We start from the raw sequence: 21,805 nt of genomic DNA on the forward strand, positions 1-21,805 counted from the left end.
ATGTCTTATGGACAAGTCTGGAGTTAGTTGCTCATGCACGTCGCGATCCATCACTATGATTTTGGCTTGGTTGGCTTGTCAATCGTCATTGCCATTCTTGCCTCATACAGCGCTCTAGATCTAGCAGGGCGAGTCACAGCGACCCAGGGCAAAACCCGATTTGCTTGGCTATTCGGCGGTGCGGTGTCGATGGGCATCGGAATTTGGGCAATGCACTTTATCGGTATGTTAGCTTCGTGTATTCCCATACCCGTCAGTTACAACTGGTCTATGGTTGGCTTGTCGATTCTGCCCGCCATTGGCGCTTCTGGAGTGGCATTGTTTATTGTGAGTCAGCCCCAGATTCACCTCACCCAAATGGCTCTAGGTAGCATTTGTATGGGATTGGGCATTGCCGTGATGCATTACAGCGGAATGGCAGCAATGCAGCTTTCTGCCACAATTGTTTATGACCTCAAACTGGTTGCGGCATCGGTTGGAATCGCGATCGCAGTTTCAGGTGCCGCACTGTATCTTGCATTTCGGCTGAGAGAGCAAAACTCGTTAAATTGGGCACTGAGACGACTTGCCAGTAGTACGCTGATGGGGCTTGCCATTCCAACGATGCACTACACAGGCATGGCAGCCGTTTCCTTCCGTGTGATCGATTCAGCCCTCCCCATCCAATCGAACTTTAATGCTGGAATCTTAGCGATCGATATTGGTCTAGGTGTAGGACTGATTCTGAGTCTGGTTCTCCTGAGCGCCTTTCTAGATCGCACTCAAGCCCAACGTCTTGCGCAAACTCTACATAAATTACAACAGACGCAAAGCCAGTTGCAGTTACAATCTGAGCAACTCCAAGAATATAGCCACAGCTTGGAACTGAAAATGGCGGAACTCGATCGCAGTCGTGCGTTTTTACAAGCCCAGCGGGAGTCTTCGTTAGATGGGATTTTGGTTGTCGATTGCGATCGCAAGATTGATGCCCATAACCAACGATTTCTAGACCTCTGGCATGTCCCGATCGATCTGAGAACGACCCGCGATGACCATCGAATGTTGGCGTATGTCGCTGAACAAATGCTAGATCCCCAAGCATTTTTCGAGAAAGTCATCTATTTCTATGATCAGATTCATGAATCTGATCATTGTGAATTACTGCTCAAAGACGGCAGAACTTTAGAGCGAACGTCAGTTCCGGTGAATGCAGAGAATGGAGAAAATTGGGGACGAATTTGGTATTTCCGAGACATCACAGAGCGCAAACGAGCAGAAGCAGAAATTTTGCAAAAAACTCAGGATCTAGAGCAAACGCTCATCGAGTTGCAGAATACGCAAATGCAAATGGTGCAGGCTGAAAAAATGTCGAGTCTGGGGCAATTAGTGGCGGGCGTTGCTCACGAAATCAATAATCCCGTGAATTTCATTCATGCCAACTTAGAGTATGTGGATCAGTACAGCCAAACTCTGCTCAATTGTGTGCGTCTCTACCAGAAGTCCTGTCCTCCCTCTATAGCTGAAATTCAAGTAGAGGAATTGGACTTGGAATTTGTTCAGCAGGATTTGCCCAAAATTCTCAGTTCGATGCGAAGCGGGACAGAACGAATTCGTCAAATTGTGCTGTCACTCCGCAATTTCTCACGTCTCGACGAATCGGAATTCAAAGCAGTCAATCTGCACGAGGGGATCGACAACACGCTACTCATGTTGCAACATCGCTTGAAAGCGACTCCGGAACGTTCAGCAATTCAAGTCAAGAAGGAGTATGGCAACTTGCCGCTTGTCGAATGCTATGCTGGACAACTCAATCAGGTGTTTATGCATATTTTGGTGAATGCGATCGATGCGTTAGATGAGCGAGATGCCAAATTACGATATCTAGAGAGCCAACTCAGCCAAATCCACATTCGGACTTCTGTCATTGGAACGCAATGGGTGCAGATTGCCATCTCTGACAATGGAATCGGGATACCCGCAGCGGTGAAGCACCGGATTTTCGACCCGTTTTTTACCACAAAACCGATTGGTAAAGGGACAGGTATCGGAATGTCGATTAGCTACCAGATCGTCACCGACCAACACGGTGGCAAACTCGAATGCTGCTCTCTGCCAGGTCAGGGAACAGAATTTAGAATCAAGATTCCAATTTGCCAACTAAACAAGCATGAAGCTGTCGTTTGACGATCAAAAGTAGTCGCACTCGGGATGTGATCTACTTATCTATGCCGATTCGGGATAGATAAAAATCCTGCAAGCTATGGAGATAGTTTTAACGATCACTCAAAGCCATCATGTTTGATGCTCAATTTGTGTCGCTCCCTGCCGACTGGCACGCTTTCACGCAACATCTTCCCCTTGCTTTCATCGCCAAAGCCTTTTTAACGCTGTTTGTCATTATCGATCCGATCGGGTTAGTTCCCCTGTTTATCTCGCTGGTTGAGGGGCGATCGCTAGAGGAACAAGCGCGGATTGCCCGACGCGCTATTTTCGTCTCCGCCGCAATTCTTTCGACATTTGCTCTCTCTGGAGCCTTTGTTCTCCGCTATCTTGACATCAGCATTGAGGCATTTCAGGTGACCGCAGGAATCTTACTCTTCAAGATTGGCATTGATATGGTGTTTGCCCATCGTGAGCGAGAAACCAAAGAAGAAGAACAAGAAGCACACATGCGTCAGGATGTGAGTATTTTTCCGTTAGCAATTCCCTTAATTGCAGGTCCTGGTACACTCGCCAGTATGCTGATTCTGATTCAGGAAGCTGAAAGTCATGTGTTGGGAGAAGTGATCGTCTTAACGGATGCCGCGATCGTACTGTTGATTGCTTACGGATTGTTAATGCTGGCAAAGTATTTAGCCCAATGGTTGGGACAGACAGGGGTGAATGTGGTGACTCGAATTTTAGGAGTGTTGCTGGCAGCACTAGCAGTGCAATACATTGCAGATGGCACAATTGCTTTGTTACAAGCGGGTGTGATCCACTTTTTGCAGCAGCATCCGGTCTAGTGAGCGGACATTCGGATGTCAAACTCATTCTGAAATCGGGTCAAAGATGATGTTGCATCTTCACCCCTCGATCGACTCTCTAAACTGGAGCGTGTTGTTTCAGAACTCACCCAACATGTTGCAGGCATAGAATCCTTGGCAGCTAGTTTTCGCTTCTAATAGCAAGGTTTTGCTTTTGTGAATCTAATGGCTCCTTGAGCGGTAATATGATTGCAAATTGGCTTCCTTGACCTAGCTCGGATGTAACTCGAATAGTTCCGCCATGTTTCTCAATAATCTGGTAGCTAACAGAAAGCCCCAAACCTGTCCCTTGACCCACAGGTTTCGTCGTGAAAAAAGGCTCAAATAGGCGTTGCATGACCTCAGGTATCATGCCAACTCCATTGTCTTGAATGTAAATGACAATAGCACCCCCCTGCTGTTTTGTTGTAATTGTAATGGTCGGAACGAACGTTGTAGATACTTGCAATCTTGTCTCGATCGCGTCGATCGCATTGGACAAGATGTTGATAAAGACTTGATTCAGTTGGCTAGCATCACAGTTCACTAGCGGCAACTCACCATACTGATGAAATACCTGAATTGCAGGCAATCCTTTCTTGGATTGCAGACGATTTTGCAGAATTAATAGAGTATTGTCTAGTCCTTGGTGAAGGTCAACAGGCTTCATCCCTGTCTCATCCAACCGCGAGAAATTTCGTAATGCCAGCACAATTTGGCGGACGCGCTCAGCACCTGACCGGATCGACTTCAACAGTTTTTGCAGGTCTTCCTCAAGAAAATCGAGACCGATCTCGTCGATTTCTGCCTGAATCTCTGGATCAGGATTTGGATAATGTTTTTGATAGAGACGCAGTAATCGCAGCAAACTCTGGAAGTACTCATTCGCAGGTGTGATATTGCCGTAAACAAAGCTGATCGGATTATTAATCTCATGTGCTACACCCGCGACAAGCTGCCCGATTCCTGACATTTTTTCTGTCTGTATAAGCTGCGTTTGAGCTTTTTGCAAATCTTGGAGGGCATGGTGAAGCTGTTGGGCTTGTTCTCGCGAATGGGCTTCTGATCGACGTAATGCAACTTCTGTTTGCTTGAGACTTGTAACATTGTGAAAAACTGCAACTCCACCTTGGATCTTGCCAGTCTCGTCTGGCAGAGATCGTGCAGTGACACTCAACCAATTTTCCACCAATGGCTCAGCAGTGCGGGCAAAAACTTCGGTTGCATCGACCGACTCACCTCGAAGTGCTTGCATGAGAGGAAATTCTTCGATTGGATAAGGTGTGGTTTGGTCGGGTAAAAACAGACCTTGGGTGTCTCTCCAGGTTCTTGCCCAATTCGTTAAAGATGAACTTGCGCGAATCCCTAAAATTGTTTCAGCGGCAGGATTCAGAAACACAAACTGACCATGCTGATCAGTCACAACAACTGGATCACCAATACTGTCTAACATAGACCGCAGGGCTTTTAGGGTTGTTTCTGCATGACTCAGCTGTTGTGTATGTTCTTGAAGTTGTGCGAGCGCTTGTTCTAGCTTCGTCGATTTGCTAGAAGTTTCTTGTTCATAGACTTCCAGCAATTGTTCTAGGGTTACAATCTGTGCCTTGAGTTGTTCAATTTCTGCTGATCGATCGGTTTCGATGACTTTGTTTTTTGGTTCCACGACAATTACTTAAGCACGGACTACACAACGAAAAACGGACTGCTGGTCGAATGGTAAGACTGCCATTTTGATGTTGAGGGTTAAAGGCTTAAAAAGCTCAGCAATGTCCCGCTGAATTGCTATTTTGGAGAATAAAATAACTGCGATTAGGTTTCCAGAAGGCAACATGCCTCCAAAACCAAGGACTGATTTGATTTGGAACGGGTGAATAAAGTCTTCTTGAGCCGGAATATGAATCGAGCCTTTGGCTTCTGGAATATGAAAAACGTTGTAGGTGCGCTCTTGTAAGTTGACTAGCAGATCGGGATCAGGAGACAGTACGTTGTTAATGGTTAGCCCAAGTTGGGAGATCAATTGGGAAATCATTGGAGCTTGAGCAACGATTTGTTCACTGGGTAATGGAATGGCTTGATGCCCCCTTGAAGCAGCGCGATCGTTCCATTCGAGTTGATCCCCTGCTGTTGCTAATAGAGTTAGACACTTCATCTCTGGCTGTGCTGGTGAATTGCTCAGCATCCGATCAGCGAAGTGTCGAAGTTCTGGATCTAGATCATGATAGGCATGAGTTTTAAAGAATCGAACTAGCGCGAAAGCATTTTGACCTGTTTCTGGGTCTAGAAAGTGCTCGTAGAAATAGCGTGCCGTCCGGTTTGCAACTTCTTCCATGCTGTCTGCTCCGGTGCCTAGCTTGCGCAGAGCCGCGCCACACTCAGTCATATCTCCTAGGGTAAACTTGGTTAAGCTATACATAGTTACAGGCACTGTAGTTAGTTTCTTTGTGCACTCAAGCAGGAAGTCTTTACAAAAGCACGGAAAGTCTCTCAGTGCATGAAACGTAACTCCTACTCAAACAGTCAATCTTGCGATGTCTATAAGATTCCCGCTGACGTTCGCTGTCTAACAATGTGCTTTGCGCACTCATTCTTCTGATGGTGCGGATGCTGCTCTCAGGTGAGCATTTCGCGATACTTTATATGTTGTTCAAACTGCTAAGCCGTGCATCAAGCTTTTTTGCTACTGGATAATATTGGTTTACTACGTGCATGTATCTTGAGGATTGAATGAAACTAGCGTCCAACTCAATCTTTTGAGATTACGATCGCTCAACGAAAAAATCTGTATTTCATTTTTTACTTTAGTAAAAAGATTTTTTATTGAGGAGCAAGTATATGGCTTAAGTTACAAACTCTAAACTGAGTACCCAGTAAACGAGCTATATTACACTTTGTTTTCAGTGTTGCCGCGATCGCACTTTTCAAAAGAGAAGCTCAACCGTCATCGATGATCAGACTGGCTCAGAAAGAAACCGAATATTGTGTTCTTAGAAACGAGTCACCTATCTCGAACACATCCTCGATCTCCAAAGAACCGCGATCGTCATCTACTATCGCGGTGAAAGAGGACAATCCGCCGCAATCAGTGAGCTTGATCCAAACATTTACACCATTCCCAAAAACAGTAGAATCTCCCTAATTGGAAGCACAATGAACGCAGTCTATCTAGCTGATACTCTACGTCGTAACTGATCATAACCCGATCTTAAAATCGATTGAGCCGGGAAAAAGGGAGCAGGTTGCAGTCGCAGACGTATAACCATTACGCTGATCAATATAAACGTTCTTCGAGATGTCTCCAACGAGGCCCCAACTGGGTTGAATAGTCTCGCAGCACCTCGGTGCCAATTTGGCGGAAAACGAATGTTGCCTATGCGGACATTTGTGATATCCTAAAAAAGGTCAAGCGATGACTCATAAAAAATATCCAATACTTTCTGCTGTTGGATTATCCTTAAATGATGATTCGATCGCTGAAACCTTATATCGGGGCGTAGCGCAGCTTGGTAGCGCACTACTTTGGGGTTCCCGTAAGAGAGAAATAAGATATCCTCTGAAAGCCTGTCACAGACGGGCTTTTGACGTTTAAGGGAATTTTATAACTCTCTAGAGAAATGCAGGTCAAAACACTGATTCTTTCGTTTAGGTCTTAAAACTTTGGCGGAAAATCGGTAGAAAGTTTTGAGGGTCTTTCAAGTCATTTTTGGTTTCTACCACTTTCACTGAGTCTGAGAATCCCCCCTGGAGCACTCAGTATGATTAAGGTGAAAGTAGAGGTCGATAAAGGTTCTATTCGGCTCCGTTGGACGTATCCCAAGGGTGTTAGGAATGCCTTATATGTTCCAGGGGGCATGAGTGAGATCGCAAAGAATCAAGCCGAAAGAAGGGCTTTGGAGATTGAAAGTGACATCCTAATGGGTACTTATGATTTCACACTTGATCGCTATCAATTCCATCAAGCCCCCCTGGCGATCGCTAACTTAACTGTGATCGCACTTATGGAGAAGTACATTGAGCACAAATCCCATGAGACAAAATCAGAGAGCCTCGAAAAGTACATTGCAACATTGCAAAGAGTCAAGGAATTCTACAAACCATCGGTGAAAGCAATTTCGGTCGATCTTGAATCCGCTGCGAAGTTTCGCGATTGGTTGAAAACCCTCAAGAATAATCAGGGGTTGCCATTATCCAATGTGACGATTAAAGAACGTCTGCAAATTCTTGCAAGTTGTTGGAGTTGGGCAGAGGTTGAAAAAATCGTCTCAAGTAACCCCTGGAAACGGGTCAGCCGAACCGTAAAAAAGCAGAAATCCCAGCCAAAACCTTTGAGTCCCGGAGAAGTATTAAAGGTCATTTCGACTTACCAAAGTGACCCCTATTACTCTTTCTACACAGATTTAGTTCGATTGCTTTTAGGGACGGGTGCAAGGTTTGGGGAAGTCGCCTGTTTAACTTGGGGAGATGTTTCAGAGGACTGCGATCGCATTCACTTCACTAAATCATTCTCCAGGGGGGCTACTAGCCCGACGACCAAGAATGAGAAAACAGGTTGGGTGAACCTCCCAAAAGCTCTACAGAATCTCTTAAAACGCCGAAAGCTCTCTAGAACATCAGATAAAGCGTTGTTATTCCCTTCAAGCCGTGACGGCTCTGAAATTAAGGATCAGACATTCCGAGGAACTTGGATAGTCATCCTGAGAAAAGCCAATATCGAGTATCGAAAACCCTACAGTACTCGATCCACACTTATCAGTTATTGGTTATCTCAAGGGGAAGACCCCGCGACGATCGCACAAATGACCCGAACATCCGTAAAGATGATTTATGAGCACTATGCAGGGTCGATCAAAAGTGATGTAGTACTCCCTGAAATGTTTGAAGATTGATAATCAGAAAGTTACTTTTTTATTACCCCCTGGAACCATTCAACATTCTCTAAGGATCGCTGAAATTCGCTCTATAATTGATCTAGAGAATTCCTAGACAAATGCGTGATATTCAGCTAGCAACCTTCGAGATTAACTTTGAAACTTGGCAAGAATTCAAAGACAAAGCTTCTCAAAATCATCGGAGTGCTTCATCAGTGCTTCGAGAATTTGTAGATGCTTATCTCCAAGGTGATTCACATTCTAGAAGCGTCTCAGACAGTGATGAGGATTTGGTGAATCTGATCCAGGGGATGATCCGAGAGTCTTGCAGCGATCGCATAGATGCCATTGAAAATCGCGTAGATGCGAATGAGAAAGTCTTAGGTCAACTTGGAGATAAATTCGTAAAAATCTTGAATGTTTTGAAGATAACTAGAGGAGCCTGAAAATGCTTGGAGCCGTTCGATCAACTGTACCCGTTTCAACCGCAACTACACCCCCCTGGATCACTGCTAATCTCCAAAACGGTTGGACTAGCTTTACCGATCAAAACACCGTGTATCCCCCTGTGTCCTACCGAAAACACCTAAATGGTATGGTTGAGCTTCAAGGGATGGCTACTAAAAATTCTCCAGGGGGTTCAAACGTTCTTCTAAACCTACCTGTGGGTTTTCGCCCGAATGTCGCAAAACGCTTTCCGGGATCTGATCCGAATCCCTTCTCACTCATCATTTATCCATCAGGGGATCTACAGTTAACCTATCTCACCGCAACCATATCGAGCATTGCTTTTATCCCCCTGGATGTGATCCAATTCTTTGCAGATTAATCAAACTCAAAAAACCGGAAACGCTTACTGCGAAAGAGCTACAAGCAATTAAAACACCCCCCTGGAACCTTCTAAGAGTTCCAGGGGGGTTAAAGTATCAAGCACCTTTTGGGTGAATCGTCAGATCTAGTGGTTTGCCTCTCAGTTTTTTGTTGATGCCCTCTTGAGCGATCGCAACCAGTTCTAAGAGTGCCGAATCGTCAAATCTTGCAAGCCATAGTAGATGGTCTAAATCACTTCTCCCAAGCGTTGAGAAGGCTTCTAGGAGGTTCTTACGGCAAATCTCAGGATCACCATCACCGCACCAACCGAGAGCAGTTGAAATTAGTCCGCTTGCAGCCCCCCAAGAATTCAGAGTTTTGCCTTGAATGCCACTTGCCAGGGGGTGCATAAAAATTGTGGATCGATCTACTCCTATCCACTGGAAATTTTCAACCACTTTAATGGGTGAATCAGGACTTGGGAAAAACTCCAGTACGGCACAAGCCCCGAAAGTGAGGTATACACCATCATCAGAGACTCTCACAGCGCTCTCTAAGGGCACTTTGAGGGATGTCAGTCGCTCTGCTAGTAGCGTCCCTAAAGCGTGTTGATAGTGCTTCTGAATGCCCCGATTGAGATGCTTGAGAATCTTTTGAATGAGTGCTGGGTGTGCTTCAGTGTGTTGGATTAACCAAACTGCACAATAGCGATCGCCAAACTCATGAATCACTTTTTGGGCAACCTGTAGAGCTTGAGAGAAATCCTTACGCTTTGCAACTCGCTGGAAGTGGTTGTTAATCCGGGTTAAAAGCTTCATGCCAGCGGGTTTGAATGCTCTCTCGAATTTCTGATTATCTTGCTTCATCTTTTTAGGGGGTGTTGCGAGTGTTTTCATGGTTTTTGGTAACTCACTAGTGCGCGATTATGAACGAGTTTTCAAGGGTTTCAGAGGTTTAGAGGTTGTCACCATGACTCTGAGTTCCCAGGGGGTATCAACGAATTTTCAATGGTTTCAGCGGTTTTGTGTGACTCTAGACTCTCTGATCTGGATTTTCGATTTTTGGCAACCCCCTGGAACTCTTTGGAGCGATCGCGGGATTTTTGAAAGTTCCAGGGGGTTTATTTACTCAGAATCGCTTGAATACTATCCAACTTGTTTTTTAAGTCATGGTTCTCAATCTCCAACCGTGTAATAGTGTCGCTATAAGATTCTGTTAGTGGTTCGTGTTGGATTGGGTTATCAAGTACAGCTTGGAGTCTCTCTAATCTCTCTGAGAATGCGGGGGAAGCTTGATCTAGAAATTCCCTAGCAGCATTCAAAAAGTTGTCTACCATCTGTTCATTAGCTTGTCTGATTGCTGTAGCTTTTGAATTCCCTTTGTACCCTGGTAGTATTTGCATCTGCTCTAGCGTTGGAACAGTGATTTTCAATGAACCCGATATAGTCCATTGGTTGTACAGGTTGAATTGCTTCTGTTCACCAGACTTTTTTGAAAAACGGTAAATCTTACCTGATTCCTGTACCTCAAGCATATCTGAGAGTACTTTTGTGATTTCACCTAATCGCTCACTGTCAGTCCCAGAGGGGAACCCAGAAACTACAACCGCATCACCCACAAGTAATTCCGACAATTTCATGATTTAATCTCCTTTAAGTTAGTGACCCCTGGAACTCTTAGAAATTTTACGATCGCTTTGAAGGCTCCAGGGGTTGGTTGTCACATATCCAAATCATCAAGGTTATCCAGGGGGTTAGATTCCGATTCTTCCTTGGTGAGATCTGGAGCTTTTTCTACAGGGGGTTGAGAACTATTTGAAGTCCCATGAGCGCAAACAGACAGTGCAAAAGTGACAGTCTCAGCCTTGTTCCCCCGCAATCTGGGGTATCGGCTCCAAATCATTTCAAGGAATTCAGCAACTACCGGGGTTTCACTAATGGAAAATCTGGGGGTTCTCTGCTTACTTGGCATCTTTTTCCTCTAAAGCTTTTGCAAGGGTAAATACGCCTTCAACATTAGCGCTTAGAGGGTTGTTAACGGGAGTGTAACCCCTGGCAATTAACCATTCACGGACACAGGGAATTAGAACAGCTCCCCCAGTTGCAAAACGGTTTGGGCATTCTGCCAAGTGATGCCTCGCGAGTCCTTCAATATCCCCTACAACCTTCTCTAACCATCTGTGGGCTTCTCTGGTAACTGCATCAGAGAAATCAACCCCCTGGAACATATGAGTAGGGTTATCGATGACTGAACGGGATTCCTGATAGGTCATCACCCGTTTAAGGGTTTCATTGACTTCCCGACATTTTGCAAACTCAGAGATGAGTCTTGCGGTTCCCTGATCAATCAGTTGATAGGGCTGATCACACCCGGTCATCAGTTTTAGACCCGAATAGGGAGCAATCATTATAGTTTGACCCCCCAGATCCAATAGAAGGTTAGCAGTGGTTGTTGGATTCTGTGATTTGATTGCTCCAACTCCCTCGACTAACACGCGATCGCATTTAACAGTTATCTCTTTTACTTCATCGTCTTTTATGAAAGTAAAGACACCATTCAGAGCCTCTTTCATCTCTGCTCTGTAGGCTTCAGGATTATGTACAGAGGTGTAAGCAGTAATTGAATCACCGTCTGTAAGGTCATCCCACATGCAATGAATCAATGCTGGTAAAACCCAAGTCGCTTTCCCGTCAGGAGTATCCTTAATCCATTTGGCTCCAGGGTATTCCCCAATCCCAAACTGACGGGTTAAAACTTCGCCTGATTGGCTAACCTTACCTTTCTCGCTGTAGGTGTACTGATCGACATCTGCACTAACGAGAGATTTCACAGTTTTGTGGACTTTATCACCAAAGGTTACAGACCCGCTTTGACGATCTGTAGGAGCCTTTTTGGTCATCTTTGAGTAGACCACATCAATGTTTTGATTGCCCGGATCAATGCTGGCAAGGAATTCTGTAGAAGATTTGATCTTCTTTTTTGTAGAACTGCGCTCTGTTGTTTGCACCATCTTAAACCTCTATTTTTGTCTTTCTTGAAACGCTACCTTATGGAGTAATTTAAGTAGCTAATTGGTAGCCACCTAAAAATACTTTAGCGCATAAGGCTACCTATTGGCTACCATTTTGCATACCTTTTCGACCATTTTTGGGGCTTTTTAGGGGTTCCAGGGGCTTTCTTTGCTCTAAAAATCCCCTGGAACCTATTAGAAAATCTCTAAATTCTCTAGTATTTTCTAACATTAATTAGAGCCGTTTGTAGCAACCCATTTTAGGAAAAACCTGGGGAGCATTTTGGGGAACAGTCTGGGGAACAGTCTGGGGAGCGGCTAGGGAGCGCTGTTCCCCGTTGTTCCCTGACGTACCCTCAACTTGTTCCCCGCTCCCTAAATTGCTCCCTAACGGGTTTAATGTTAGGAGAAAGCGTATACTTACCTTTGTAATCTTGAGAAACATAGCCTTTACCTCTCAAATATCTAAGGGCAATTCTGACTTTTTCAAGATTGTTGGGAGCCTGAATTGAGTCAAAATTGACCGTTTTCCGGCTATTTCTCAGAGCGTCATAGATTTCTCTTGGACTCCGATCACTTTTCCCATGAAGGTAACGCAAGACAGCTTGATGAATTGGGTAATCGCTCCAAGCTGTGAAGAATTCCCCGCTATCTTCCTCAGATGCTTCTAAGCTTTTCTCTAGATGTTCGACAGGGTTTTGAATGATTGTCTTAGGGGTTGCCATCTTTTTTAGATCTGGCAACTCTCCCACAGGGAGCCAATGAGAACCAATGAAACAAATGCGATCGCTGTTAGGCACTGCCTCCGGATCAGTAATCGTAAAGTTCGCTTTGATTTGGTTGAACAGTTCCCAATCAAACCCAATCTCTTGACCATTCCAGGGGGTTGAACGATTAGGGTGAATCGAAACATAGCAGAGTTTCAATTTCTTCACAGCTTTTGCATCTTGAATTAGAGAACCTGCAACAAACTCAGGGGCAATTGTCCAGATTGCTTGCTGTCTCTTTTTCCCACTTGATGAAAGTGTTGTAATTTTGTCAGCAATGATTGTGAGAAGGGGTTTAAGAATCTCTGAGTGTTGGTTTGAAGCAGACCCAAGATAGGCAATCTCATCCACAATTAGGATTGCGTTTTGAGTTCTGTAAAAACTCTGCACTAACTCAATCGCTCTTTTAATGATTTGGGACGCTTGAAAAGCATCCATCGCTGACAAATCACACTGGATCGTTTCTGTTGCATGGCTCCAGTAATATGAGTCCTCATCCCCAAAACTTGCAAGGTTCAGATGGAAAATTTTACAGCTTAACGAATGATTCAACTCTCGGCTTGCGACGGCTGCAAAGTAACTTTTTCCCGTCCGCTGTGCCCCGAAGAATGCACGGGATTGATAAGGGTCTGCCAGAATTTCCGAGAAGCCTGTGGGCATGTTCCAGGGGTTCGATTCACCCCCTGGAACACTTGGGGAAACTCCAAAAGACTGGTCACTGATCGCAGGGGCTTCAATGGCACTCAAACGAGTGTTAGAACCGATTGCAGGGGTTCCAGGGGGTTGAACTTGGGGGAGTTGTCCATCTTTATAAACGGCTTCAAAACCTTCCCCCGCCCACTCATCAATGATTTGATTTGAGTGCAGTGCGATCGCGGCTTTCTCTTCAAAGATCCCCTGGAAACTTTGAACGATTGCAGCTTCTCCAAAGTCTAAGCTCGAATCCATTCCTAGATGCGTGTGTTGCCCTGCATAGCTTCCAAACTGCTGAATCAGTTCGTCATAACTCTCTACTAAAATTTCAGGCTTTAGCCCCCGCTTTGAAAGAGCATACATAACTTTGAGTAATCCAGGGGCAGTTCTCAAAACCGCATACTCAGCGTTTCTCTGAGGTTCTTCAGAGTTACTATCCCAAGCTAAGGAACCCGCAAAGATACCTGCTAATGCAGGGATAATTGCTGAGAATCCGATACCTGTAGATGCCCCAATGAGAATTCCGATCACAATCCCGACACCCCCAGCACTTGCACAGATGACCTTTGATTTCTCTGTGGATTGGGCGTAGTCTTTAACTAAGGGTCTCAATTTGGTTAGAGCCTGTTCAACACTCAAACCCATCTCTAGAACCAAGTGCCCAAACACAGTTTCATCATGATCAGGGTGAGTTCTGTCATAGGCTGAACGGTTGTAGCGAGAAACGTAAGAAGCTACTGTAGGGGTAATTCGGGACATAGATTGAACTCCTGAAACAACTGAAAAAGCTCCAGGGGGGTGCATCCCCTGGAACCCTAGAAGACTACTTGAAGCGGTTTTGTGCATCTTTGCGATTCTGCCGACGCATTAAAGCTAGTTGCTGAGATTCACGGGTATTGAGTCGGATTTGCTCTTTAGCGGCTCCAAACCCAAAGAAGTGCTCAAACCCAAGGGTACAGAGGTAAATCATGATCAAAGCCCCAAGGCTTAACAAACCCCCTGAACCAATCAAATTGAATGCAAAAGCAGCTTGAATTAGCTCAAAACCTAGTAGGGCATATCGAATGAACACATTTCGCTTGTGGTTGTGCTGTGCTGCATTACGTGCCCAAAAAGTTGCCTGTGGGAGCAGTGTCGGGGCTGAGTCATCCATTTTGGGATTCACAAATTTGGTCATCCCTAATTTGAAAGCCAATTGCTCAGCAATTTGACTATCCATCTTCGGTAGTTTTGGTTGCAGTTCCTTGTACTGAATCACAGCCGCGATCGCAAGACTCAACAGCCCCCCGCTCAACTGTCCAAGGAAACCTAGAGATACCAGGGGACTATTTGCAATTGCGGGTAAGATCACCGAAGAATAACTGTAAGCACTCAAAGGTAAGCAGATCCCAAAGGCTGTTCCATAACCAATCAGCATCCATGTATTGGGGTTCATCACAGCGTTTTTGACCCATGCAAGGATATCGCCAATCCAAGACATCGGATCACCCATTGGGACTTTTACTTGCTTTGCGTTGAAATCTTCAAATTGTGGGCGATTCTGATCAAATTCTGTATCCCCTGTGCGGATTTTGCGGGTTTGGGAAAAATCCCCGACTCTCTTTTGTAATCGGCTTTGTGCGGAATTTTCAGAAACTTTGGATGCTCTCATGATTGGCTCCTATTGTTGACGGGTTGATAAAGCTTGTTTGAGTTTTTCAGGGGCAATGTTGCGAATGTCGATTGCTCTACCCCCAGAAGCGATATCGGCTGTCTTACCTGCATTCAGATCACAAACCGTTGCACCCCCTGGTAACTTTCGATTAGTTTTTCCGTAGGTCACGATCGACCCCTCAGTGATTGGAGTAGATGGGCTGATCATGATGCAGGTTTTGGCACGCTCCAGGGAGATTGCAATACCTTGCTGAGTCTCACTTTCAATCTCTCTAATGGCTTCTTGGTTCGCTTCAGATTGTTGAGTAATTGCTGTCTGCTTGGCTTTTTGTGCTGATTGATGACTCATAAAGTCATGCAGAGCAGGAAATAGAGAGGCACATACAACAGGTACAGCAATCAAAGATCTCATCTTAGGCTGCATTACTTTGACCTCCGTTGCACCTGCTGAATCTCTGGGAGTTTGATGTCAATCTTCAAACCGTTATCCCTAGACCAATAACCTAGAGAGAAAGCAGCAATCACACAAAGGACTGTAAGGATTCCCCCCTGGGTTGAGCCGTTGTCTTGTCGGTAGTTCATAAATTTTTCAGATTGATTAGCGGGGTAGATCTTGGCTTCTAACTGGGCAAGGAACACTAGGCTTACCAGGGCAAGGAACACTATCTGATATGGGTGCGGGTTGCGCTGTTGTTGCGTGTGTGCAACCTAAAGAGAGGCTTACCAACATGATGAGAAGCAAGAGCGCTATTTTAGTCATTTTGAAACCTCATAGTTTTTGAAAGTGTTGAGTGTGAAGCCCCCTAGAACCTTCGAGCATTTCGCGATCGTCAGGGGGAGAATCAAACTAAGCTGGGACGGGTTTTTCAAGCCACTCTGAGAGCACTTCGAGCAGGTAATGAGCCTCTTGAACATCCGCTTCAGAGCACCAATCAAAATCGATGGCTTCCATTGAGCGATAGCAGGCGATTGTTAAAACCACTGCATTGCCCTCTTCATCAAAGAGGTACTCTCCAGAAACTTCATCACCCTCGAAGGTTTCGGCATCTTCTGAAGAGAGAAACTGATGCAACTTTTCTAGATCTTTTTGAGAGCACCCAGAAAATACTTGAAAAGCGACTTCCCGGACATGAATTTTAGGATTGGTAAGTAGTTGTGGCATAGTAAAAAAGCTCCAAGTTGTTTATGAACTTCCCCTGGCACTCTGCAAAGCCCTAAGGGGTTTTGATTAGCGTTTCGCGTCGAAATTGGTGATCGCTGGACGATCCGGAGGGGTTTCAAGGGATTGATCAATAGCCGCGACGAATGCCGCACAAGCGAGATAACCGATGCACATAAGGCTTAGACCGAAAACTACTTGGCGAATTTGAGAGGGCATTGTGGAGGCTCCAAGGTTCGTGAAAAGTGACTTTTAGAACGGGATCAAGCTTGCAAAGTGACAAGCGGTTTTTGTGGGTTTGACCGTGCAGTTTTCCCACTCTGCGATCGCTCTCAGTCTGCAAAGCCCGTTATCAAATTCCCTACACTGTGAATGTGAACACGTTGGAGCGGCTTGAAGAGGTTCGGAGAGCGTCTGAAGTGGCTCTACCGGAGGTTTTGAAAGCTCTGTTAGCATAATGGTGGGATTGTTGTGGAAAACTTTGAATCACTCCCCTGGGGCTTGTGGAGAGTCCCAGGGGTTATTTTTTGGTTACTTCTGAGAGCTTGGCAGTGAGGGTAAAGAAATCGTGGGAATCGTGAGCGAAACCCCGAAGCTCTGAGATATCCAGGGGGCAATTGCACTATCGAAGTAGTTCCGAGTGCTATTACCTAACTCGATAGTGCGAACCCGAATCGATTTGAGCATCTGCAAAGCTTCTAGAAAGTCTTGCCAGATTTGTTGATAGTCGATCGACAGATGCCAAATCCCCTGGCTGTTACAAACTTTGGTTCGAGCGTTTAAGTAGGCTCCGAGGAGCATCGAAAAGAGAATCGTGAGCATTTTGAAATCTCCTGAAATTTTTGAAAGTGGTTGTGGGTGCTCCAGGGGGAGCAAAAGCACATCTCAGAATTGGACTGAGAACCCCTACGGTGTTGTGGGGTGAACCATCTGCGCTAAAAGAGTTTTCCTTCTCTCTTATGGTTGTGTTCAAGGCGGTTGCAATCCCGCTTTAGAGTCCTTTACCAGTCACCCCGGACTTTGTTTAGTGGTCTACCGTTTCTCAGGTGGGAGAGTCTCACCTTCCGCCCACTTTGTTTCGGGGTTCTTCCCCGTCCGGGGGGTCAACCGGACTCGCCTTCGGGGTTGTCTCTCCCCTCGACAAATTCAATATAATTCAAATCTAATATGTTTGCAATATGTTTGAAATAGATTATGGCAAGAAATTTCACGAATTCCATAGAGAAACCGTGATAGCTAACATATTGCAGACATATTAGATTTGAATTAGAGTGTTGGGGTAAATGATTTCAATTGCCCCTATGGGGTCGGAGCACAGTATCATGCAGACATTACAGAACTTCCCAAAGCACTTCTTTGAGGCAATTAACGCGATGACTCGGCACAGAAAAGCAATAACTTTTACCCTGGATACCTTAGTTATTGATGCGATCCAGAAAGTAGCAGAGTCTCATGGTGATTCAACATCCAGACATATCGAAAAAGTTCTGTTTGATTACTGTAAGAGCCAAAAAGCAATAGAACCTAGTGAATCACGGTTAGGGGAAAACCGAGGGGGCGATCGTAGAAAGAAGCCCAAAGATTCCACAACTAAAAGTGACGCATAAACACCCCCTGGAGCACTACTAGACCCTTCAGAGATCCATTAATGCTTAATCAGCTACCCCTAGATCACTTACATGGCTCCAGGGGGTGTTTTTGACGGCAATTTTTAGCGATCGCTCACAAGGAATCTTTGAGCATTTCCTAATAGCTTCAAGGAATTTATTGGTAAATTCATCAACACTTTCAGATCACATCTGTTGACAAATTTATCAGCAATTTAAGGTCAAATATTGACATTCAAAAAGACATTTAGTAAGCAATAAATTAATGATTGACATATAGATAAGAATTACTTATTATTGAAGTTAATGCAGCAATATCTAGATTGTCTCAAACAATTTTAGGAGTTAAAAGATGGCAAGACCGGGAAGATTTATCAACGCAAATTACGAGCGAATTACGATCGCTTTTACATCGGCTGAGTACGATGCTTTGATCGCTAAAAAACCTCAAAATATGCCCGAAGCAACCTTTGTGAGACAGGCAGCTTTTGAGCGTTTAGGAATTGACCCTAAGACGGTAAATCAAACTGTTCAAGCAACTTAGAGCAAGACTTAGAGAACATCTTAGGAATTCTCAAAAGTTCCAAAAGTCACTTTTTGATTTGGTGAGAAATCAAAAACCCCCTGGGACTCTCTAGATGCTCCAGGGGGTGAACAAAAAATAATTTTCAGGTCGTGTGTCTGTTTTTCATAACCCTCTTGAGAAACCGCAAATTTCGCAAGATTCACTTTCAAATATGAGGTCAAGGCGATGAAAGAGATCGAAATGGATTTGTTCACTGAAACCAACGAATCAACCAACAAACCAACCAGCAATCAAGCTGACAACTCCATAACTAATTCAATCAACGATTCAAGGTTAACAAAAATGACCATACATTGCAAGAAATCCGGCGAAGCCCAAGCAGAAATCCCAGGAGTTTCTAACAATGGGTTAGGAAATTCGAGAGATTTAGCGATCGCTGATAGTGCTTCTCGAACTCCTGTGATTGCTCCAGGGGGGGCTAAGCCCAATCACCGTCAGGAAGTAATCGGATTTGCAAAAAAATTACCGAAAGATTGTGAATTGACTCCCTATCGGAAACCCCTGGAGGAAGAGGAGCAAGACAGGAAACCCGCCTGCGCGCATCCTAGAAAAGCGAACAAAGCGACATATCACAGTGACCCTCTAACACCTGACACAATCCAGACTGCACCTCAAAGCATGGTTGGGGTGGGCTTGAATCTGAGAACTCGTTTCTTCTCAATTGATGAGGATTCCCCACTAGCAGCAGAATGGTTAGAGCGTTTCAGAATTGAGCATAATCTTTCTGAGTTGCCTGAGACTTTTACAGTGTGGAGTGGCAGAGATGGGAGACAGGCAAGACTCTTCAGGCTCCCCCCTGGAATTTCTCTCAAACTCAAGCAAATTTTTGATAAATCGGATTCTACACACCCAATTCTGGAGTTTCTAGCAGGCAAGAAGTATCAGAACTTGTATGGGTTTCACCCGATCACAGGAAGTTACCAGAACAATGGCTTAAAGAAAGATGGAGTTTGGCATTTTGAGACTCTCCCCCTGGATTGGTGTGATGCGATCGCAAAGCTCCAGGGGGGTAAATCTCAATCCTTTGAGAAATCCGAAAGTGCTGCTGAAAGTAGCTTTTTACCAACGGTCTACTATGAAACCGATGTAGCTTCTAAGTTGGCTGAGGTTACGACGAAACTTGGCTTTTTACAGTTTGAGGATGGCTGTGAAGAGTTCAGACCTGAATGTGAACATGCTTGGGCTAACGTAGGGTTGATGTTCAAACAGATGACTAAAGACTACCCAGAAGCAGATGAGGAAATCTTTCAGGCTTGGGTCGAATGGTCGAGAACGGCTAAGGACTTCAAAGACGAACCTGAAGACACCTATCGAGAAAAATGGAATGCTTGGGGCATCAAACCAGAAGGAGAAGCAAAAACAATTGGAAGCATTTTCTGGAAATACAATGATGTGTTTCCAAAGATTCAGCAAACCCACCCAGAGAAAGCCGCAGAGGTTCAAAAGCGGCTGAAAGAGATTGAGGCAAAGCGATGTGTTCCTAGCTTCGCAGAGAAAGTTCAGAAACTCGCAATTCAGATCATGGGTCAAGACTCCTATGAAGCTTTGGAGGAGAAAGACGACCCTACAAAGCTTTTGATGTCTCTCCCTGAACACTGGGGATCAGCCCCAGTGCAAGACCTAGACAGAGCAAAAGAGGAGATCCTGAAACTCGCAGTTTTGTACCTCAATAAGCAACAAATTCACTCATGCCACCGTTCAGGGTTTGAATTTGACGATAAGTATCTAGGGAGCCTTGTAGAGAAGGAGATTCGCATCTTACGATCACAGGGGAAAACCGAAGAAATCCTAACTCTTTCAGGTGCATTGGTTTGGGGATGGCTGAAAAAGGATGATCCTATCTTCTACGATTACCTGATGATGCTTAAAAAGTTTGGGGAACGCCTGAAATACAACGAACTTAAGCTAAACATTGAGTTAGATGGTCAAGAGTTGAGTCTTGAAGCAATCAAAGCGGATTTGTCGATCGATCATAACTTTAAGCCTGCATCTCGAAATAAAGACGATATAAGGGATGCAGTGATCAAAGCGGCTAAAGCACACGCTTATCACCCGATCGTTGACTACCTTGAAGGAGTACATCAAAAATATGGGGATGACACCTCAATTCTCCAGGGGGTTGCTCAAAGGTATTTCGGTCAGTCAAGACCCATCTACAACACGATGATCATTAAGACCAAGGTTGCGGCTGTTGCTAGAGTATTCGATCCGGGATGCAAGGTGGATACTATAGCCATTCTCCAGGGGGGGCAGGGTTGGTTGAAATCTACTTTTTGGCGTGTTCTGGCAGCTAGAGATGACGCTTTCATTGACTCGCTAAACAACTCAAACCCGACCGATGAGATTGCTAAGATGCACAAGCATTGGTTCTGTGAATATGCAGAATTTGAAACAGTTTTTTCTGAGAAAGCGCTATCAAAAGTAAAAGGTTTCGTCACGAACAAAACAGATGTAGTTCGATTACCGTATGCCCGTGCGGATCAATCTATGCAGCGTAGATTTGTGTTAGTTGGCACTACAAACGAGACAGAATTTTTGATTGACCCCACTGGGGAACGCAGATTTTGGATTATCCCTGTATCGGGCAAAATTGATATTGCTCTGTTGAAAGAGGAAAGGGATCGGTTATGGGCAGCCGCAGTAGCACTTTATAAAAGTGGTTATCAATGGCATCTAACAGATGATGAAGAAAGAGAAGCAAAGCTGATTGCAGATCAGTTTCAAAGAACAGACCCTTGGGAAGAAGAGATCAAGGCTTCTTTGCAGGGTAAAGCTATGGTTTCGATTAAAGAAATCCTTGACTTTAATTTGCAATGCCCAATCAATCAGCAGACCCAAAGAGAACAGAAACGAGTTTCAAAAATCTTGACTCAGTTGGGATGGGAGAAAAAGAATCTCCGAGTTGATGGAAAACAGGTTAAGCGTTGGGTTCCTAGCAATGAAGTGAAAGCTGAATATCAGGGGAACCAGGGTATTGCTCGGAGCGTTGCGCCTGGTAATGAAGTGAAAGCCGAATATCAGAAGAACCAGGGGGGGACACAAACCCAAGTGGAGCCAACTATCGAGGATCTTTTAATCTTCCAAGAATCCCTGATAGCGGATGAGTTCTTTGATCAAACTGAAATCAGAAACAAACCAGTCCCTAGACTTTGGGATGCCAAGATAGGCGATCAAGTATGGGTTTCTGATAGCGGGAAATGGAAAAGGGCAACCGTTGTAAAAGAGCCTCAAGAAGGCATCATGGATGTCTGTCAACGCTGGACAGTGGAAATTCATTGGACTGGAAGACAAGTGGTAATTACAAATAGCGCAAATAGCGCAAATATGAAACCGATGGAAGTCGTTTAAGCCATTTGAAACGAAATCACACAACCCCCTGGAACCTTTCAAGCGATCTCAGAGATCTCTCAGGGTTCCAGGGGGTTTCCTCTTTTCAACGAATTTTCCTTGCTACCCCTTGCTACCTCTGCTACCCCATGCTACCCCTAGTTTCTAATTAGGGGTAGCACCCTCAAACTACCAGGGGGCATGGCTTTCAGCTTACTGCTACCTCTGCTACCCCTATTTTTAATAAAAAGTAAAAATAATTTATTTACGGGGTAGTGCGCCCCCCTGGTGCTGTTGACACCCCCTGGTGCTGTTGATTATTTCAAAGTTTAGAAAAACGGGTC

General features: G+C 44.9%; 18 protein-coding genes. 8 read left to right on the forward strand and 10 right to left on the reverse strand.

Annotated features, from left to right (window positions below; all coding sequences use genetic code 11):
• Positions 1 to 33 precede the first annotated feature (33 nt).
• Positions 34 to 2,163 carry an MHYT domain-containing protein gene (locus tag ACMUEV_RS19345; RefSeq protein WP_190650829.1) on the forward strand — a complete coding sequence of 710 codons (2,130 nt, stop codon included), beginning with the start codon at positions 34 to 36 and terminating at the stop codon, positions 2,161 to 2,163.
• 110 nt (positions 2,164 to 2,273) lie between these two features.
• Positions 2,274 to 2,984 carry a MarC family protein gene (locus ACMUEV_RS19350; protein WP_017287485.1) on the forward strand — a complete coding sequence of 237 codons (711 nt, stop codon included), beginning with the start codon at positions 2,274 to 2,276 and terminating at the stop codon, positions 2,982 to 2,984.
• A gap of 142 nt (positions 2,985 to 3,126) precedes the next feature.
• On the opposite strand, the gene ACMUEV_RS19355 is transcribed toward ACMUEV_RS19350, so the two are convergent.
• Entirely contained in the window at positions 3,127 to 4,647 is a 1,521-nt protein-coding gene (locus ACMUEV_RS19355) for an ATP-binding protein (RefSeq protein WP_190650831.1), read from the reverse strand.
• A 9-nt stretch (positions 4,648 to 4,656) separates the two neighbouring features.
• A complete protein-coding gene (locus tag ACMUEV_RS19360) occupies positions 4,657 to 5,397 on the reverse strand; it encodes a hypothetical protein (RefSeq protein ID WP_017287483.1) in 741 nt (246 codons plus the stop codon).
• Between the two features lie 1,339 nt (positions 5,398 to 6,736).
• Here ACMUEV_RS19360 and xerC point away from each other — a divergent pair.
• The 3 genes from xerC to ACMUEV_RS19375 all read left to right on the forward strand — a co-directional run bounded on the left by xerC (position 6,737) and on the right by ACMUEV_RS19375 (position 8,678).
• A complete protein-coding gene (xerC, locus tag ACMUEV_RS19365) occupies positions 6,737 to 7,867 on the forward strand; it encodes a tyrosine recombinase XerC (RefSeq protein ID WP_190650833.1) in 1,131 nt (376 codons plus the stop codon).
• A 101-nt stretch (positions 7,868 to 7,968) separates the two neighbouring features.
• Positions 7,969 to 8,295: a hypothetical protein gene (locus tag ACMUEV_RS19370; protein WP_190650835.1), complete on the forward strand. Its 327-nt coding sequence runs from the start codon at positions 7,969 to 7,971 to the stop codon at positions 8,293 to 8,295.
• A 2-nt stretch (positions 8,296 to 8,297) separates the two neighbouring features.
• Positions 8,298 to 8,678, forward strand: a complete 381-nt coding sequence (locus ACMUEV_RS19375; RefSeq protein ID WP_190650837.1) for a hypothetical protein — start codon at positions 8,298 to 8,300, stop codon at positions 8,676 to 8,678.
• Between the two features lie 97 nt (positions 8,679 to 8,775).
• Here the strand turns inward: ACMUEV_RS19375 and ACMUEV_RS19380 are convergent, their stop codons facing one another.
• The 8 genes from ACMUEV_RS19380 to ACMUEV_RS19415 all read right to left on the reverse strand — a co-directional run bounded on the left by ACMUEV_RS19380 (position 8,776) and on the right by ACMUEV_RS19415 (position 16,763).
• Positions 8,776 to 9,555, reverse strand: coding sequence for a hypothetical protein (locus ACMUEV_RS19380; protein ID WP_190650839.1), 780 nt, complete (start codon positions 9,553 to 9,555; stop codon positions 8,776 to 8,778).
• 224 nt (positions 9,556 to 9,779) lie between these two features.
• Positions 9,780 to 10,298 (reverse strand): hypothetical protein, encoded by a 519-nt coding sequence (locus ACMUEV_RS19385; RefSeq protein ID WP_190650841.1) that lies wholly within the window; start codon positions 10,296 to 10,298, stop codon positions 9,780 to 9,782.
• 321 nt (positions 10,299 to 10,619) lie between these two features.
• Entirely contained in the window at positions 10,620 to 11,669 is a 1,050-nt protein-coding gene (locus tag ACMUEV_RS19390) for a hypothetical protein (RefSeq protein ID WP_190650843.1), read from the reverse strand.
• Positions 11,670 to 12,025: 356 nt separating this feature from the next.
• Positions 12,026 to 13,888: a hypothetical protein gene (locus ACMUEV_RS19395; RefSeq protein ID WP_190650845.1), complete on the reverse strand. Its 1,863-nt coding sequence runs from the start codon at positions 13,886 to 13,888 to the stop codon at positions 12,026 to 12,028.
• A gap of 64 nt (positions 13,889 to 13,952) precedes the next feature.
• Complete coding sequence (locus tag ACMUEV_RS19400; RefSeq protein ID WP_190650847.1) at positions 13,953 to 14,780, reverse strand: hypothetical protein; 828 nt, start codon at positions 14,778 to 14,780, stop codon at positions 13,953 to 13,955.
• A gap of 9 nt (positions 14,781 to 14,789) precedes the next feature.
• Positions 14,790 to 15,194: a hypothetical protein gene (locus ACMUEV_RS19405; RefSeq protein ID WP_348251568.1), complete on the reverse strand. Its 405-nt coding sequence runs from the start codon at positions 15,192 to 15,194 to the stop codon at positions 14,790 to 14,792.
• Between the two features lie 435 nt (positions 15,195 to 15,629).
• Entirely contained in the window at positions 15,630 to 15,944 is a 315-nt protein-coding gene (locus ACMUEV_RS19410; RefSeq protein WP_190650850.1) for a hypothetical protein, read from the reverse strand.
• A gap of 528 nt (positions 15,945 to 16,472) precedes the next feature.
• Entirely contained in the window at positions 16,473 to 16,763 is a 291-nt protein-coding gene (locus ACMUEV_RS19415) for a hypothetical protein (RefSeq protein ID WP_190650852.1), read from the reverse strand.
• 500 nt (positions 16,764 to 17,263) lie between these two features.
• On the opposite strand from ACMUEV_RS19415, the gene ACMUEV_RS19420 reads away from it, so the two are divergent.
• The 3 genes from ACMUEV_RS19420 (at position 17,264) to ACMUEV_RS19430 (ending at position 21,482) form a co-directional block, all read left to right on the forward strand.
• Positions 17,264 to 17,548 (forward strand): hypothetical protein, encoded by a 285-nt coding sequence (locus ACMUEV_RS19420; protein ID WP_415354641.1) that lies wholly within the window; start codon positions 17,264 to 17,266, stop codon positions 17,546 to 17,548.
• 352 nt (positions 17,549 to 17,900) lie between these two features.
• Positions 17,901 to 18,092, forward strand: coding sequence for a hypothetical protein (locus tag ACMUEV_RS19425; RefSeq protein ID WP_190650853.1), 192 nt, complete (start codon positions 17,901 to 17,903; stop codon positions 18,090 to 18,092).
• 324 nt (positions 18,093 to 18,416) lie between these two features.
• Entirely contained in the window at positions 18,417 to 21,482 is a 3,066-nt protein-coding gene (locus ACMUEV_RS19430) for a VapE domain-containing protein (protein WP_190650855.1), read from the forward strand.
• Positions 21,483 to 21,805: the final 323 nt, after the last annotated feature.

Origin of the sequence: Leptolyngbya sp. FACHB-1624 (assembly GCF_047649235.1) — a bacterium.
Taxonomy (GTDB): domain Bacteria; phylum Cyanobacteriota; class Cyanobacteriia; order Leptolyngbyales; family Leptolyngbyaceae; genus Leptolyngbya; species Leptolyngbya boryana.

What these genes read in the sequence shown, in the direction of transcription:
- ACMUEV_RS19345 (WP_190650829.1), top strand. Translation starts at nt 34, where the DNA reads ATGCACGTCGCGATCCATCACTATGATTTTGGCTTGGTTGGCTTGTCA.
- ACMUEV_RS19350 (WP_017287485.1), top strand. Translation starts at nt 2,274, where the DNA reads ATGTTTGATGCTCAATTTGTGTCGCTCCCTGCCGACTGGCACGCTTTC.
- ACMUEV_RS19360 (WP_017287483.1), bottom strand. Translation starts at nt 5,397, where the DNA reads ATGTATAGCTTAACCAAGTTTACCCTAGGAGATATGACTGAGTGTGGC.
- xerC (WP_190650833.1), top strand. Translation starts at nt 6,737, where the DNA reads ATGATTAAGGTGAAAGTAGAGGTCGATAAAGGTTCTATTCGGCTCCGT.
- ACMUEV_RS19370 (WP_190650835.1), top strand. Translation starts at nt 7,969, where the DNA reads ATGCGTGATATTCAGCTAGCAACCTTCGAGATTAACTTTGAAACTTGG.
- ACMUEV_RS19375 (WP_190650837.1), top strand. Translation starts at nt 8,298, where the DNA reads ATGCTTGGAGCCGTTCGATCAACTGTACCCGTTTCAACCGCAACTACA.
- ACMUEV_RS19380 (WP_190650839.1), bottom strand. Translation starts at nt 9,555, where the DNA reads ATGAAAACACTCGCAACACCCCCTAAAAAGATGAAGCAAGATAATCAG.
- ACMUEV_RS19385 (WP_190650841.1), bottom strand. Translation starts at nt 10,298, where the DNA reads ATGAAATTGTCGGAATTACTTGTGGGTGATGCGGTTGTAGTTTCTGGG.
- ACMUEV_RS19390 (WP_190650843.1), bottom strand. Translation starts at nt 11,669, where the DNA reads ATGGTGCAAACAACAGAGCGCAGTTCTACAAAAAAGAAGATCAAATCT.
- ACMUEV_RS19395 (WP_190650845.1), bottom strand. Translation starts at nt 13,888, where the DNA reads ATGTCCCGAATTACCCCTACAGTAGCTTCTTACGTTTCTCGCTACAAC.
- ACMUEV_RS19400 (WP_190650847.1), bottom strand. Translation starts at nt 14,780, where the DNA reads ATGAGAGCATCCAAAGTTTCTGAAAATTCCGCACAAAGCCGATTACAA.
- ACMUEV_RS19405 (WP_348251568.1), bottom strand. Translation starts at nt 15,194, where the DNA reads ATGAGATCTTTGATTGCTGTACCTGTTGTATGTGCCTCTCTATTTCCT.
- ACMUEV_RS19410 (WP_190650850.1), bottom strand. Translation starts at nt 15,944, where the DNA reads ATGCCACAACTACTTACCAATCCTAAAATTCATGTCCGGGAAGTCGCT.
- ACMUEV_RS19415 (WP_190650852.1), bottom strand. Translation starts at nt 16,763, where the DNA reads ATGCTCACGATTCTCTTTTCGATGCTCCTCGGAGCCTACTTAAACGCT.
- ACMUEV_RS19420 (WP_415354641.1), top strand. Translation starts at nt 17,264, where the DNA reads ATGCAGACATTACAGAACTTCCCAAAGCACTTCTTTGAGGCAATTAAC.
- ACMUEV_RS19425 (WP_190650853.1), top strand. Translation starts at nt 17,901, where the DNA reads ATGGCAAGACCGGGAAGATTTATCAACGCAAATTACGAGCGAATTACG.
- ACMUEV_RS19430 (WP_190650855.1), top strand. Translation starts at nt 18,417, where the DNA reads ATGACCATACATTGCAAGAAATCCGGCGAAGCCCAAGCAGAAATCCCA.